At 51.4% G+C, this 14,927-nt stretch carries 12 protein-coding genes; 6 read left to right on the top strand and 6 right to left on the bottom strand.

What is annotated here, in order from left to right:
* Nucleotides 1-188: 188 nt before the first annotated feature.
* Nucleotides 189-2,081, top strand: coding sequence for an amidophosphoribosyltransferase (locus EQG79_RS24710; protein WP_129605185.1), 1,893 nt, complete (start codon nt 189-191; stop codon nt 2,079-2,081).
* A gap of 76 nt (nt 2,082-2,157) precedes the next feature.
* Here EQG79_RS24710 and EQG79_RS24705 read toward each other — a convergent pair whose 3' ends face one another.
* On the bottom strand, nt 2,158-3,522 hold the full coding sequence (locus tag EQG79_RS24705; protein WP_165358952.1) for a vanadium-dependent haloperoxidase: 1,365 nt from the start codon (nt 3,520-3,522) through the stop codon (nt 2,158-2,160).
* A gap of 195 nt (nt 3,523-3,717) precedes the next feature.
* Here EQG79_RS24705 and dnaG point away from each other — a divergent pair, with 195 nt between their 5' ends.
* Nucleotides 3,718-5,766, top strand: a complete 2,049-nt coding sequence (gene dnaG / locus EQG79_RS24700) for a DNA primase (RefSeq protein ID WP_077924307.1) — start codon at nt 3,718-3,720, stop codon at nt 5,764-5,766.
* Nucleotides 5,767-5,962: 196 nt separating this feature from the next.
* On the opposite strand, the gene EQG79_RS24695 is transcribed toward dnaG, so the two are convergent.
* Nucleotides 5,963-6,457, bottom strand: coding sequence for a hypothetical protein (locus EQG79_RS24695; protein WP_240699443.1), 495 nt, complete (start codon nt 6,455-6,457; stop codon nt 5,963-5,965).
* 139 nt (nt 6,458-6,596) lie between these two features.
* Here EQG79_RS24695 and EQG79_RS24690 point away from each other — a divergent pair, with 139 nt between their 5' ends.
* Nucleotides 6,597-7,292 (top strand): LuxR family transcriptional regulator, encoded by a 696-nt coding sequence (locus EQG79_RS24690; RefSeq protein WP_077924306.1) that lies wholly within the window; start codon nt 6,597-6,599, stop codon nt 7,290-7,292.
* A 3-nt stretch (nt 7,293-7,295) separates the two neighbouring features.
* Here the strand turns inward: EQG79_RS24690 and EQG79_RS24685 are convergent, their stop codons facing one another.
* Nucleotides 7,296-8,318 (bottom strand): LytTR family DNA-binding domain-containing protein, encoded by a 1,023-nt coding sequence (locus EQG79_RS24685; RefSeq protein WP_077924305.1) that lies wholly within the window; start codon nt 8,316-8,318, stop codon nt 7,296-7,298.
* A 450-nt stretch (nt 8,319-8,768) separates the two neighbouring features.
* Between EQG79_RS24685 and EQG79_RS24680 the strand changes: the two genes are divergently transcribed.
* Nucleotides 8,769-9,791 carry a lysophospholipid acyltransferase family protein gene (locus tag EQG79_RS24680; protein ID WP_236648944.1) on the top strand — a complete coding sequence of 341 codons (1,023 nt, stop codon included), beginning with the start codon at nt 8,769-8,771 and terminating at the stop codon, nt 9,789-9,791.
* A 66-nt stretch (nt 9,792-9,857) separates the two neighbouring features.
* Here EQG79_RS24680 and EQG79_RS24675 read toward each other — a convergent pair whose 3' ends face one another.
* The 3 genes from EQG79_RS24675 to EQG79_RS24665 form a co-directional block, all read right to left on the bottom strand.
* The gene (locus tag EQG79_RS24675; protein ID WP_170315666.1) at nt 9,858-11,420 is read right to left on the bottom strand and encodes an Rne/Rng family ribonuclease; all 1,563 of its coding nucleotides are present in this window, start codon (nt 11,418-11,420) and stop codon (nt 9,858-9,860) included.
* Nucleotides 11,421-11,813: 393 nt separating this feature from the next.
* Complete coding sequence (locus EQG79_RS24670) at nt 11,814-12,698, bottom strand: tetratricopeptide repeat protein (protein ID WP_129605179.1); 885 nt, start codon at nt 12,696-12,698, stop codon at nt 11,814-11,816.
* 57 nt (nt 12,699-12,755) lie between these two features.
* Nucleotides 12,756-13,058 carry an HU family DNA-binding protein gene (locus EQG79_RS24665; protein ID WP_077924301.1) on the bottom strand — a complete coding sequence of 101 codons (303 nt, stop codon included), beginning with the start codon at nt 13,056-13,058 and terminating at the stop codon, nt 12,756-12,758.
* A gap of 140 nt (nt 13,059-13,198) precedes the next feature.
* Here EQG79_RS24665 and mutY point away from each other — a divergent pair, with 140 nt between their 5' ends.
* Both mutY and EQG79_RS24655 read left to right on the top strand, forming a co-directional pair.
* On the top strand, nt 13,199-14,287 hold the full coding sequence (mutY, locus tag EQG79_RS24660) for an A/G-specific adenine glycosylase (RefSeq protein WP_129605176.1): 1,089 nt from the start codon (nt 13,199-13,201) through the stop codon (nt 14,285-14,287).
* A 70-nt stretch (nt 14,288-14,357) separates the two neighbouring features.
* Entirely contained in the window at nt 14,358-14,906 is a 549-nt protein-coding gene (locus EQG79_RS24655) for a single-stranded DNA-binding protein (RefSeq protein ID WP_077924299.1), read from the top strand.
* The last annotated feature ends 21 nt before the right edge of the window (nt 14,907-14,927 follow it).

Raw genomic sequence — 14,927 nt, 5'->3', positions numbered from 1 at the left:
GACGAATCGCAGGTCGAATGTCAACCCGGGAAACTACCCGTTTGAGGAAGTGGTAAAATGAGTTGACAACCCATCTGTTTCCAGCTCACTTTCTCTACCTTTGCTTATACCGATGCCGAACCCTTTTACGAAGAGGGTCGTTACTTCGTTATTCACCAAAACACTCTTCGCTTCAGCGACAACCCCTCATGAGCGACGCCATCAAACATGAGTGCGGCATTGCCCTAATCCGGCTCCGCAAACCGTACCAGTATTATATTGATAAGTACGGAACGGCTCTTTATGGAGCCAACAAGCTCTACCTGCTCATGGAAAAGCAGGTAAACCGGGGCCAGGACGGGGCCGGTATTGCCAACATCAAACTCGACGTACCACCGGGCCATCGGTACATCAGCCGCTACCGCTCCGTTGATCAGCGGCCGGTGACCGACATCTTCGAGAAGGTCAACAAGAAGTTCCGGAAGGCCATCAAAGGCAACCGGGACAAGGCCAAAGACGCGCAGTGGCTCCAGGAGAACGTGGCTTTTACAGGCGAAGTCTGGATGGGCCATCTCCGCTACGGCACCCATGGCGCCAACGAGATCGAGAACTGCCACCCTATGCTCCGGCAGAGCAACTGGCGCAGCCGGAACCTGGTAATGGCCGGCAACTTCAACATGACCAACGTAGACAGCCTGTTCAACAAACTGGTTTCGCTTGGTCAGCACCCCAAAGAAAAGGTCGATACCGTAACGGTGATGGAAAAAATCGGCCATTTTCTCGACGAAGAAAACCAGCGCGTCTTCGACCGGTTCAAGGGCATCTACGAAAACCCCGACCTGTCAGACATTATCGAAGACAACCTCGATCTGCAACGGGTTCTGCACCGGTCGTGCCGCGATTTCGACGGTGGCTATGCCATGGTTGGTATGACGGGCTACGGAGCCTCGTTCGTAGCGCGCGACCCGGCGGGTATCCGTCCGGCCTATTACTATGCCGACGATGAAGTGGTGGTGGTAGCCTCGGAGAAACCGGCTATCAAAACGGCATTCAACGTAGAATACAGCGAAATCAAGGAAGTACAGCCCGGCCATGCGCTTATTGTTGACAAATACGGTGAGTACGGCGAGTACGAGTTCATCCAGCCGGTCGAAAAAAGGTCGTGCAGCTTTGAGCGGATCTACTTCTCGCGGGCTACCGACCCCGATATTTATAACGAGCGTAAGATGCTCGGCAAACTGCTGGTTCCGCAGATTCTGAAAGAGATCGATTACGATCTCGAAAACACGGTCTTCTCCTATATCCCGAACACGGCCGAAACCGCGTTCTTCGGTATGGTAGAAGGGCTGGAAGAATATCTCTACAAGCAGCGGAAAAAAGCCATCATGGAGGGCATTCTGTTCGAGCAGGAGCTCGACCGGGTGCTGTCGTTCCGGCCGCGGGTAGAAAAGCTGGTTTCTAAAGATGTGAAGCTACGCACCTTCATTACTGACGATAGCCAGCGTGATGATATGGTATCGCATGTGTATGACACAACGTTCGAAGTTATCCGGAAGGGTAAAGACAACGTGGTCGTGGTTGATGACTCCATCGTACGGGGAACAACGCTTGAGAAAAGCATCCTGAAGATGCTCGACCGGCTGGGTCCCAAAAAAATCATCATTGTCTCGTCAGCTCCGCAAATCCGTTTTCCCGACTGCTACGGCATCGACATGTCGAAGTTCAAGGAGTTCGTTGGTTTCCGGGCCGCGCTCGATCTGCTGCGTGAGCGGAACCAGGAAGACGTCATCGAAGAAGTCTATGCCCAGTGTGTAGCGGCCATCGAGTCGGGCAATGCCGCCAAAGAAAATTACGTAAAAGCGTTGTTTGAACCGTTCACGCACGATGAACTGTCGCAGCAGGTGGCCCGGATCGTTACGCCATCCGATCTCAAAGCTCAGGTAGCCGTGGTATACCAAACGGTTGAGAACCTGCACCGCGCCTGCCCCAACCACTCGGGCGACTGGTACTTTACGGGTAACTACCCAACGCCGGGTGGGAATAACGTCGTTAATAAGGCGTTCGTTAACTTCATGGAGGGTAAGCTCGTTCGGGCTTACTGAGCCCTTCTTTATAAACAACAGTTCGGCCCCCGAACGTACCGCTTATGTACGCTCGGGGGCCGAACTGTTGTTAGACCTATTTCGTCCAGGCGAGAGCGTTTATGTTAGCGCCGATCTTCCTGCCTTCAGCCAGCCCTGTTTCGTTATCCTGTGCGGTATGTATGTTGCCGTAAAAACGCGAATCTGCCGATTCTTTCGCCGAAGCGGAAAATGATGTAAATGTACGGGCTTTGAATTCTACATTCCGCGCTGCATCCTTAACGCGGTTGACGTGCGAATTGTCCGTAAAGGTGAATTTTTCACCGTACATAGCCGCCAGTACAGTAGCTGCCGACGAGGACTGGGTAGCATGACCAGACGGGAAGCCCGGGAAGGGCGGAGCTGGCCAGAACGGAACCCAGGCGGGGTCAATGGCGAGTCGCACGTAGGTGTAGGGGCGCAGGTTGTTGTAGAGAAACTTGCATCGCCAGCACAGTATGAATGCATCCGAGACTGCCAGGCCGGTACGCGCAAATGTCTCTGCCGCCTTGGCCAGATTGGCTTTGGCAGTCGTTACTACAATCTGGGCAATGTTGTAGGAGTGACCAGGTGGTGTAAACGTTTCGCCGGGGTTGTCGGCCCACCAGACGGCAATTTCTTTCTCAGTCTGGGTCAGCACTTTTGACTTGTTATAGACATCCATGTACTGCTTGAAAAACGCCGAGTTAGTGTTGGTTGAATAAGCCAGAGGCTTCGGTACAGCCAGTTCATCATTGGCTTTTACAAACGTTCGGTTACGTCCCCAGTAGGGCTGCATCGGAATTTTTATACCGTTCTCGGTCGGTTGCCACATACCGGCACCTGTTGGAACGACGTAGCTGGTCGGGAAGTTACGGCTGTACCCTTCATGGCCACCGTCTGACTTTGAGTATTCGAATACCGCATTGGCAATTGCGGTGCCGAAGGTTACCGACCGTTGATTTATGGTTTCGTCTTTGTCTTTAAATTGAGTTAGCAAAGCCGTTTCGAGCGAGTCGATAGTGGTTTTGTTAGCAGCCGAGGTATTGGCATACAGACTACGAAGGATAGCGGCCTGTGCAGCATTAGCGCTAAGTGCCCAGTTATAGGTTTTGCCGATCTCTGGTAAAGGCAAAGCTGTCAGGCCCTGGAGCTGCCCTACCAGCGATTTGCGGTTGGTGATACCAGGTACGACTGACTCATACATAGTAAGGCCGGCATATCCCAAAGCACGCGACGCAACGGGCGGGGTAAACCCAGCCGTAGTTTTCGTTAGCTTAAGTTGAAGGGAGGCCCATTTGGTAGCCACATCCGCCGAGTACAGGTTGGTTGGTTTGCCGTTAGGGGCTACTACATCGTCAGGCTGTTTGCGGCACGACTGTAGCAGAACCAGCAGAGAAAGTATAGCTATCGAAATAAGGCGATTTTGGCCAGGTGGGGGCATATATCTAGCGGGAAGTACTTGTCGGTTCATACGGTGTTACGTGATTTTGAGACCCACTCTACGCATGATCACATTTGCGATCAACTATATAAATAGCAAAAATACTGCCAAAACAGGTGTGAGCTATCTGTATGAAACCGTCATTGCGACGCGTTTCGGCGTAAATTTGGGTACTCATTTACGTAATGAAATCCAATGCGAATTCCTGAAGAAACGGTTGAACGAATCCGGCAGGCGGCAGATATCCTGGAGGTGGTCGGCGATTTTGTCTCGCTCAAGAAGCGCGGTAGTAACTATACCGCCTGCTGTCCCTTCCACAATGAGAAGTCGCCTTCGTTCAACGTAAACCCGTCGCGGCAGATTTACAAGTGTTTTGGTTGCGGCAAGGCAGGAGACGCTGTCAAGTTCGTCATGGATATCGAGAACATTGGCTATGGCGAAGCGTTGCGCTATCTGGCCAAGAAATACGGTATCGAGATCGAAGAACAGGAGCAGACACCCGAAGATCTGCTGCGCCAGAATGAGCGGGAGAGCCTGCTGATCGTGCTGAACTTTGCCAAGACGTTTTTTCAGGAAACCTTATTGCAAACAGACGAAGGCAAGAGCATCGGCCTGAGTTACTTTCGGGAACGTGGCTTCACGAACCCAACCATCGAGGCTTTCGACCTGGGATACAGCCTTGATCAGTGGGACGCCCTCCTGCAGGAAGGCAGCCGCCGTGGATACAGCCGCGATTTGCTCGAGAAAGCCGGACTCATTTTAAGCAAGGAAAATAACAAGACCTTCGACCGCTTCAGGGGGCGCGTCATGTTCCCGATCCATAATGTGTCGGGTCGGGTCATTGCCTTTGGCGCGCGTATTCTAAAGGCCGATAAAACGCAGCCAAAGTACCTGAACTCGCCCGAAACAACGGTCTACCACAAGAGCCAGGTGCTATACGGCATCTTTCAGGCCAAGCAGGCCATTCGGCAGGAGGATGTATGCTACCTGACAGAAGGGTATACCGATGTTATTTCGCTGCATCAGGCTGGAATAAAAAACGTTGTGGCCTCGTCGGGTACCTCGCTGACTACCGAGCAGATCCGGCTGATTGCCCGTTTCACTCCCAACGTGACCATCCTCTACGATGGCGACGCAGCTGGTATCAAAGCGGCCCTGCGCGGTCTCGACATGGTGCTGGAAGAAGGGTTGAACCTGCGGCTGCTGCTGTTACCCGATGGCGAAGACCCGGATAGCTACGTGCATAAAGTAGGGGCCGATGCCTTTAAACTGTATATCCGGAACCACTCGAAAGATTTCATCGATTTCAAAGCCAGTCAGTGGCTGGCCGAAGCCGGCGATAATCCCCTCAAACGAGCCGAAGGAATTTCGGACGTATGCGCCAGTATCACCCGAATACCCGACCCGCTTAAACGCCAGACCCTGTCGCAGCGGGTGGCGCAGGTATTTCACGTGAGTGAACAGTCGGTCATCTCGGAGATCAACCGGCTTCTCAGACAACAGCAGGATCAGCGGCAGAAAGAGGCCGAACGCCAACGCGATCGTAACAACCGCCAGCAACCAGCCGGCGGCAACCCCGAACCCGATGCGTCGCTGGAGGAGATCAATGCCCTGCTTAACGGACTGAGCGTTGATATGCCTCCCGATGAAGCAGCAGCGCCCCCCAGGCCCAGTTTGGCGGCAACGGCCCGTACTCCGCTCTCGTTTCAGGAGGAAGAATGTATCCGGTTGCTGATGAACTACGGAGCCCGGGAACTGGAGCCCGGCATTACGCTCTGCCAGTATGTGCTCTCGGAGTTGCATGAGATCGAGTTTCAAACTTCGCCCTATGATCTGATGTTAACCTTGTATCGGGAGGCTTATAGTCGGGGAGAGATCCTGCTGGCCCACGACTTCCTGAACCGAAACCCGGCCGTTGTGCCGAATGCGAGTGCTGCCGACATGCAGCACCAGGCTATCAATCTGACAACCCCCCGGTACGAGATCAGTGATGGGTGGGAGAAACACGAGATATTCGTCCCGTCAGAAGAGGAAGTGAAAATCCTGGCCGAAGCAGCCTGGAAAAACGTGCTGCGCATCAAGAAAATGCTGGCCGAGCAACGCATGGTTACCCTTCAACAACAACTCCGCGAGGTCAGCAGCAAAACTCCTGAAGAAGCTGATCAGCTTATGACCGAGTTCATGCATTTCAAGCGAATTGATATGCAGATTTCGTCCCTGTTGGGAACCGTTATTTCGGGCTGATCTGTCTGAGTTAAAATTGGATTTTTCCTGGAAAGTAACTATTTGTGAATTTGTATGTGTATTAGCAATAATGCTAACATTTACTATTCATTTAATCAATTTGTGTTCATCGCGTAGTAAATATTTACTACGTTTACCATAAAAAAAGCCCCTCGACGAATCGAGGGACTTACCTTTATCAATAGGGAAGTGAACACTATGCTTGGGCTACATTGCTGAAACTGACCAATTCAGCGTCAATTTCGCGGTTTAGCTCATCCAGGAGGCAGGTATGCGAACGCAGCTGACCTGGTTTTGATGGTTGTGCAGAACGTCCTGGTTTTTGACCAGACATATCCAGCAACAGTGTCATAAGCGCATCGCTCATGTGTTGCCGCAGGGCGACGAGCCGACGCAGCTTTGCTTTATTGGCACCAGGATTTCGCCGGGCCGTAACTTGTAAAACGTTGATAACCTCAGTTAGCTTTCCATAACGCTGATGAAACGCTTCGGCAGCTTTTGCCCACTCGATAATCACGTTTTGTACTTCTACTGATGACGCTTCGTATCCAGACGACATTACCTTTTCTTCCTGATTCATCACACAAAAAATTTGAGTACGTGATTCTTGACTGATGATCAAAATAGGCCCTTCTATTTCGTTTAGACAAGTCACCATGCGTGAAATCACCCTTTTTATGCGTGAAATCACCCATAAAGTCGGATGGCTTTAGACGCCAACAAACCTTTATGGGTGATTTCAGACGGAAAATAGGTGATTTCAGACATCGACCCTTGCCTTGTCGGGCAGGTGAGCTTTAGATTTCAGCACCTATGCAACCTAGTATATTATGAACTACTCAACCGACGGCCAGGAAGCCGCCAAAAGTTTTGCGATTCGACGCCGGGATTTTTCAATACTCGTAGCTCAGTCAGAAGTGTTCACGTGCGAGGTATTAAGCCAGCTCCTCAAAGAGCAGGGATATAATGTAGTAGGTCGTGCGGTAGAGGTTGAAGATACACTACAGCAGATTCGGGTCAAGCGTCCGCAGTGTGTTATTCTGGAGTCAGAGATATCAGGCCGGCAGAGTTTCGATATTGTTCATCAGATGCGGCAATCGAACCAGCAAACCAAGTTCATACTGTACGCCAGTAAACCGGATTTACGGATGATTGCCAATGCGATGCAATTGGGTTTTTTCGGGTTTCTGTACGCCAGTGACGGTCTCGAAGAACTGCACCGCTGTTTCCAGACGGTAAGTAGCGGAGGGTGTTATTACAGTACGGGATTTATGGCGTTGCTCAAGAATTTCGGGGTTGAAATTCTGGCCGACAGTACACGCAATGAACTCAAGCGGCTCACCGATCGGGAGCGAGAGGTACTAAAGATGGTTGCCAACGGGCATACGGCTACCGAAATAGCCGAGCAACTGGGCATAAGCTACAGAACAGCTATTAACCACAAGGCTCATATCGCCAAAAAACTGGAGTTGAGCAGCTGCAGGCAGTTACCGCGCTATGGTATTGCTGTCAAGAGCTACTTGTAATGATCAGGAGGTGAGAACGAACGAATCCGCAGCGGTGTCTGTCTGTGATGACTGGGTGTTTTGCAGCCATTCTCTGAATTCCTGCATACGAGCCCGGGGAACAATGATCTCGTGTGCATCGGGGGTATTAAGCCGTACTATATACTTGCCATTCTCCCAGTATGAGTAATGCTGAACAGCCTGGCGGTTGATGATATAGTCTCGCTTTATTCGGAAAAAGACACTTGGGTCGACTTCGGTTTCGAGTTCATTCAGCGTTTTGCTCACCAGATATCGCCCTTTGGTCAGCTCTGCGTAATAACTCCGGTCTTCTACCGTAAAGAAGCAGACTTCGTTGATCGGAAAAGTTAGCTCACCACCGCCATTTTTGCCTTTCAACTGGGTCAGATAAGGCGATGGCGTGGTAGGAGTGGGTTTAGGTACAAACGTGGCCGATAGGGCCAGCGCTTCCTGAGCGGCTTTGGTGGCTTTGGCCTCGGCGGCTTCCTGGGCTTCCCGGCGCTGTTTCAGAAAGTCTGACAGCAGCGAAATATTTAAGGCTATGTAACCGATTAGTATGACTGGGAATAAATACTTAAAGTAAGTGGCCCAGTTGTAGGTGCCTACCAGGTAAAAAGTGAGATAATCTGATAGCGAATAAGTGGGGAACTGTTCCAGTATGTACCGGACGGTTTGTGTGAAAGGATTGAATATCCAGAATGCCATCCCCAGAACAGGCAGAAATTTGAGCTCGTACAGCCCTACAGCCTGCCAGTCGTTTTCGACCGAAACCAGCTTTATCCACTTGTGATAGCGGTTAATGAGTGCAATAGTGATGATAAGCGTAACCAACTCAGGCAGGAACAAAACCCGCACCACCAACCCGACATAGCTGAGAAAGCCGCCTGCTTTCTCTACTTTGTCAAGTTTAATGGCGTAGCCAATCGACCATGAAACCGCTTCAATGAGCAAAATGATACCCAGCAAAATCAGAATGCTGTTGATCGGTTTGCTCAGAAAACTGCGGGTGAGTCGGATCTCCTTCATGCTGTCCCCTTATTCAAAATCTCGACTAAGATACTGGTAATAATTAACTAATTCCAACATGCTTTTGTGACTTTTTCGTGATTGTCAGCCCCTGGGCCACCTGGTAGCTTTGTATCAACAAAACGGCACTACAAACGCCGGCTTACAAACAACCAAAAAACAATCAAACTGACAGTCACCATGAAAAAGCAATTTGCCATCAAACCAGCCAGTGTTCTGAAATCTTTGTCGAAATCAGTTGCCAAGTCCGAATCAGCCAACGTATTCAAATTCGTAAAGAGCCCAATCTGCTGTGATTCTGTCATGCTGATGAACGGACAGAACAAGCCAGTTTTCTCGCTGTAAGCCGCACAAACCATGCCAACCCCACGGACATTATATAGGCAGGAGTTGGCCCGCTGTCGTGAACATTTTGAGCGGGTCGACTTGCAGCGGGAGAGGGGCTATCTGATGAGGTTCACGACCTTTTCGGCGAACGTAGAGAACGTACTGCCCCATATCCCCCGAACCGAACACGAAAGCCTTTTCAGGCAGCTTCTGTTGCAGCAGATCTTCGCCACCTTCGATCAGCAGTGTCTGACGGCTGGCGACCTGGTGAAACTGAACGGAACGCGTACGGCGTCGTTTGCGGCCAGTTCCCCAGCTATTTATTGCACCTATCACCTCGGCTCGTACAGGCTGTTGACCAGCGTACTGTTCAGACAAGGAGTTGACTGTGTGCTGCTGGTGGGGAACAACATGAATCGTAGCCAGGGCGATGGTATGGTTGAACACATTGAGGGTCTGCGCCAGAAACATGGACTGACCAATTCATTCCGGATAGTCGAAGCGGGGAGTCCGACCGCCGGCTTAACGGTACTGCGAGAGTTGAAAGCCGGGCGATCACTGATCGTTTATGTAGATGGAAGTCCTGAGACGGCTCCCGAGCCGGGCCAGGAAGATCAATTTCTGTCAGTCAGGTTTGGCAAGCGACGGTTATTGACCCGCAAAGGGGTAGGGTATCTATCGCATGCTGCTGGCGTGCCAATCGTACCGGTCGTGAGTTACCGGCAGGATGACTTGACTAACGTGTTGCAGTTTCTGGGTGCAATACGCCCCATTCGGCAGAGTGACCGGGAAATGTACTGTCGGGAGGCTATGCAACAGCTTTACGACGCTTTCTGGCCGTATCTGAACCGATATCCGGAACAATGGGAAGGGTGGAATTTTGTTCACTCTTTCCTCGAGCCAGAGAAATTTCGTCCTCATTTGATGCGGAGACGGATGTTAAAACCGGCCTTCAATGCGGATCGCTATACGCTTTGCGATCTGGAACAGGCCCCCATCCTGTTCGACCGGCGTCTGTATCAGACGTATGAGATTACGGAAGATCTGCGCGATCTGCTGCTCAACCTGAATAGCGTTGAGTCAGTAGAAGAAGTAGTTGGACAGGAAGTATTCGGCGAACTCGTCGAAATGGAAGTGCTTTACTAACTATTACAATATTAACGATACAAGAAAGGCTTACCATCTGGTAAGCCTTTCTTGTTATCTGCTGGTTCAGACAATGCCGCCGAGGTCTATCTCGTCGCCTGATTTGTTAAAGAATTTAAAATTAACAATGCCCAGCGAGCTGTCTTTAACCAGTTTTACCCAAGTTTTGTACTTCATATACCACTGCATCTGTTTTGAATAAACGCCTTTGGTATAGTATGAATACAGAAACGGGTGCATCGAGATTGAAATACCACGCTCGTTCTGTTTAGTCAGCACATAGTCGAGGTTGTTCTCGATTACGTCGGTAACCAGCACACTGGCCTGGATGGTACCGGTGCCACCGCAGGTCGGACAAACCTCGCGGGTAACAATATTCATCTCGGGCCGAACGCGCTGTCGGGTAATCTGCATCAGGCCAAATTTGGTCAGGGGCAGAATGGTAAACTTGGAGCGGTCGGGTTTCATCTCGTCGCGCATGATGTCTTGCAGGAGCTTTTTATTCTCTGCTTTCTTCATGTCGATAAAGTCGACAACGATGATCCCGCCCATATCGCGCAGCCGGAGCTGCCGGGCAATTTCTTTGGCGGCCTCGCGGTTAACACTGATAGCCGTAGCCTCCTGATCTTCCTCTGAGTTTGACTTGTTGCCGCTGTTAACGTCGATGACGTGCAGCGCTTCGGTATGCTCGATAATCAGGTAACCGCCACCGGGTAAGCTTACCGATCGGCCAAACAGGGATTTGAGTTGTTTCTCGAGCCCCAGCGCTTCAAATACCTTTGTTTTGCCGTTGTAGAGCTTAACAATTTTTTCTTTGTCGGGCGCAATCGTGTGGATGTAATTCCGGATTTCGTCGTACGATTCACGCGTATCGACGGTAATGCTTTCAAAGGACTCGTTGAGCATGTCGCGCAGAATCGACGACGCCCGGTTCATCTCACCCAGCACCCGATCGCGGGGCTTGGCCTCTGACAGGGTTTTGACTGCCTGTTCCCACTTGGCCAGTGAGTTCTGCAGGTCGCGGTCAAGTTCTTCTACGTCTTTTTCCTGAGCTACTGTACGAACGATAACGCCGAAATTCTGGGGCTTCAGGGATGACATCAGCCGCAGGAGCCTGGACCGTTCGGCACGGTCGGTAATTTTTTTCGATAGGTTTACGCCGTCTGAAAACGGCACCAGAACCAGATAGCGGCCTGCTATTGAAATGTCGCAGGAAAGGCGTGGGCCTTTGGTTGAGATGGGTTCTTTAACCACCTGAACCAGGATGGGAGCGTTTTTCGTCAGTACCTTATCGATCTTCCCAATTTTTTCGATAACCGGCTCCAGCTTGCTGCCGTTTAGCCGACCGGTGGTGACGCGCTTGGCGATAACATCTTTGACAAACTTGTTGAGCGAATTAATATTCGGCCCCAAGTCCTGATAGTGCAGGAAACCATCTTTTTCGTGGCCTACATCCACAAAGGCTGCGTTGAGCCCCGACGATAGTTTCTTGACTGTTCCTAAATAAAGATCGCCAACAGTAAAGCTGCTGTCTAACTCTTCTTCGTGATACTCGAGCAACCTCTTGTTTTGCAAGAGTGCGATCCGATCACCTTTCTGAGTCGAACTGATAACTAATTCATTACTCACAAGATGAATGTACGGTTAAAATGGCTGTGTAAAAAGAAAGAAGCCACGTTCGGACTTTGCAGGCCGGCCGAGGCTTCTATAAAATGAGTTTCCAGTTTCCAGATCGTTGGTTTTCACGGGACGTTCCCGCAGACTGGCGGTTTGGTCAGCTACTCGTACGAGGTAGCGGGCTACTGAAAACGGCGAACTGAAAACGGTAAACTATTTCTTTTTATGCCGATTTTTTCTGAGCCGTTTTTTCCGCTTGTGGGTGGCAATCTTGTGCCGCTTCCGTTTCTTACCGCAAGGCATTGTATACAGTGTTTAATGGTTGAAAATAAATGTCGGCCAGCCAACCGGCAGACCCAACTAGTGATAAACGAGTTCAGACAGGTAATGTACCTGTAGTACCTGTTATTGTGACAGCCGCTCTTCGTATTCACGAATGGCAGCCAGAATCTGCGGGTCTTTCTCCTGCTGTTTCACCTGCGCCAGCACCTTTCTGGCTTCTTCCTTCTGACCGGCTTCGGCCAGACTGATGCCCAGATAAAACTGGGCTTTACGACTCGCGGGATTCACAATCAGAATCTGCCGGAACCGCTCAATGGCCCGCTCATACTGATTTGACCGCATCGACAGCAACCCCAGGTTAAACAGGGCCAGCTCGTTCGTAGGGTCCTGCTGCAACACCTGCCGCAGCAGCATGATTCCCTGCATAGGCGTTTCGGTATTTACATACGTCATCGCCATATTGGCCTTAGCCTCCAGCAGGTTCGGATTTTTGGCCAGTACTTTCTGGTAAAAATCACGGGTTTTCTGGCCCAGCGCTGCCGTTTTCTGCTGATCAACGGCAAACGTGTACGCTTCAAAATACTGATCACCCGCCTGCAGCAGATTCTGTTCGGTAGGCTGTTCGAGCGCCAGCTGGCCCGCGTAGTGGGCGGCACTGTCGAATCGATTGGCCTGTCTGAACACGTCGATCAGCTGCTTGCCAATGGTGAGCCGTTTGGCGGCATCAGCCGATGCGTACTGTTGCTGTAACGCAACCACACGTTGCTGAACCGCTGCCGACAAAGGCTCATTGTGCATAGACGAGCGGTCGGGCTGGCTCGGATCAGGAGCACCTACCGAAGCCGCCTGGTTGAGCGAGTCAGTAGTAGAGGCCCGGTTGCCAGACGTTTGCGACGCTCGTTCACTTAACTGCTTATCGGTGTTGCGTACAACGACTTTGGGTCGGGTATATAAGCCCGCTGTCAGAGCCGCTGCCAAAACGATAACAAGCAATACGTACTTATTCATAAGACTACATGATGCGTCGCAAACGTCAGGCGCCCGGAAACGTCAGGGCGTTTTCAGTTACTCAGCCGCAACTTTGGCTTTATCGCTGGTTTTTACCTGCTCAACAAAAATTTTGGCGGGTTTGAAGCTGGGAATATAGTGCTCGTCGATCACCATAGCGGTATTCTTCGAAATATTCCGCGCTACTTTCTTCGCTCTCTTTTTGTTGATGAAACTGCCGAACCCTCTCACGTAGATGTTCTCCCCCTCTGCCAATGAGTCTTTAACCACCGAGAAGAAGGTTTCCAGCGTGTTGGTTACCTCGGCTTTGTCAATCCCGGTCTTATCGGCGATCTCTGCAATTACGTCTGCTTTCGTCACGACTTTTTAAACTTTAACGTTTACTGTATTGTTGAAAATTCGGGTGTCAAAAATGGGACACAAAGGTAGGGGTTTCTGGTAAATTATAAAACCCCGGCTTTCCCATTTCTTTACCCAACGTTGTATTTTCTGCTTTTATTTTGAATTGGCAATCAGACGCTAACGTCACCGAAACGATACTTGCGCCCGTTCTGGAGGGGTGGTACGACCACCATAAACGGGACCTGCCGTGGCGCCACACGCGCGACCCGTACCGCATCTGGCTGTCGGAGGTAATTCTTCAGCAAACCCGCGTGGCGCAGGGAAAACCCTACTACGAACGCTTCGTTGCTGCCTACCCAACGGTTGCCGATATGGCCCGTGCCGACGAGCAGAGTTTACTGCGTCTATGGCAGGGGCTGGGCTACTATTCAAGGGCCCGAAATTTGCACCAGACTGCCCGCTACGTAACCGAACACTGTGCCGGTAAGTTCCCCGATACCTATCAGGAGTTGCTGAAAATGAAGGGGATAGGTGCCTATACAGCTGCGGCTGTCGCGTCGTTCGCGTTTGGCGAGCGGGTAGCGGTGGTCGATGGCAATGTATACCGGGTGCTGGCCCGGATTTTTGGGATCGATCAGGATATCACCACGACAACAGCTAAGAAGACGTTTGCCGCGCTGGCCGCCCGCCTGATCGAGCGGGCCAACGATCCGGCTACCTATAATCAGGCCGTTATGGAGTTCGGGGCTATCCAGTGTACCCCCGTCTCGCCCGACTGTTTGCTGTGTCCGCTGCAGCAGTACTGCGTGGCCTACCAAACGGGGCGGCAAAGTCGTCTGCCGGTCAAGGCAAAAAAATCGCCTGTGCGGGATCGATATTATTCCTATCTCGTGTTCAGAAACAACGGCCGGCTCGCCCTTCGTGAACGTACGGCCCGCGACATCTGGCAAAATCTGTTCGATTTCTACCTTCAGGAAACCGACGAGCCTGTTACGACGCTGCGCGATCTGGCGTTGCCTGATCCGGTGAGCGGACTGGTGCAGCAGGGAGTATCGACGGCCTATGTTGTTGAACTGTCGCAGCTTTTATCGCACCAGCGAATTCGGGCATTTTTCCATCTGATCGACTTGCCGGACAGGCTTTTAGAGCAGCTGCCAACAGGCCTGAACTGGTACACTATGGATCAGGTAAACGAGCTTCCGAAGCCCGTTCTGATCAGTAACTATTTGGCCCGTGAATTTGGATAAGTACGTTTGTTTCAGTATCTTTATCTCTCTTAAACCCCTGGATTTTTATACGTAACCAACTAGAACAACAATGGCAAGTCTTAACAAAGTGATTATTATCGGCAACGTAGGCAGCGACCCGGACGTGCGCTATTTGGACGGCGGTTCGGTAGTGGCTAAGTTCAGCGTTGCTACCAATGAACGATATACGACCCGTACCGGAGAGCAGGTTGAATCGACGGAGTGGTTCCGGGTTGAGGTCTGGAATGATCAGGCAAAAACTATAGAAAAATACGTTCGCAAAGGGCAGCAGATTTATGTTGAAGGCCGTTTGCGCACAGAGACTTATACCGATCGGGAAGGAAAAGAACGGTTTGCCCTGAACGTACGGGCTACGACGTTCCAGTTCCTGAGCGGACCGAACGACCGTCAGGAAGGAACGGGTTATGACGCTCCGGCTGCCGCTCCGCAGGCACAACCCGCCCCAGCCCGTCAGCAGGCGGCCCCCGCTCCGCAACCGGCCGCAACCCGTCAGCAGGCCGCCCCGGCCCGTCAGCAGGCGGCTGCGCCAGAGCGCCGTCGGGAGCCCGACCCGATGCCTTTTGAGAGCAACAGTGGTGATGATGACCTTCCATTCTAGCCACGCTCGATTGTTGAACGA

It is taken from the genome of Spirosoma sordidisoli (assembly GCF_004138325.1).
In the GTDB taxonomy this organism is placed as follows: Bacteria; Bacteroidota; Bacteroidia; order Cytophagales; family Spirosomataceae; genus Spirosoma; species Spirosoma sordidisoli.
The sequence above is the reverse complement of the archived record's forward strand: the minus strand, read 5'-3'. Positions and strand labels throughout refer to the sequence as shown.

Bases quoted from the DNA above. Each gene is read 5' to 3' on its own strand.
- EQG79_RS24670 (WP_129605179.1), bottom strand. From the start codon at position 12,698: ATGAATAAGTACGTATTGCTTGTTATCGTTTTGGCAGCGGCTCTGACA.
- EQG79_RS24710 (WP_129605185.1), top strand. From the start codon at position 189: ATGAGCGACGCCATCAAACATGAGTGCGGCATTGCCCTAATCCGGCTC.
- EQG79_RS24690 (WP_077924306.1), top strand. From the start codon at position 6,597: ATGAACTACTCAACCGACGGCCAGGAAGCCGCCAAAAGTTTTGCGATT.
- dnaG (WP_077924307.1), top strand. From the start codon at position 3,718: ATGCGAATTCCTGAAGAAACGGTTGAACGAATCCGGCAGGCGGCAGAT.
- EQG79_RS24655 (WP_077924299.1), top strand. From the start codon at position 14,358: ATGGCAAGTCTTAACAAAGTGATTATTATCGGCAACGTAGGCAGCGAC.
- EQG79_RS24680 (WP_236648944.1), top strand. From the start codon at position 8,769: ATGAGGTTCACGACCTTTTCGGCGAACGTAGAGAACGTACTGCCCCAT.
- EQG79_RS24685 (WP_077924305.1), bottom strand. From the start codon at position 8,318: ATGAAGGAGATCCGACTCACCCGCAGTTTTCTGAGCAAACCGATCAAC.
- EQG79_RS24705 (WP_165358952.1), bottom strand. From the start codon at position 3,522: ATGCCCCCACCTGGCCAAAATCGCCTTATTTCGATAGCTATACTTTCT.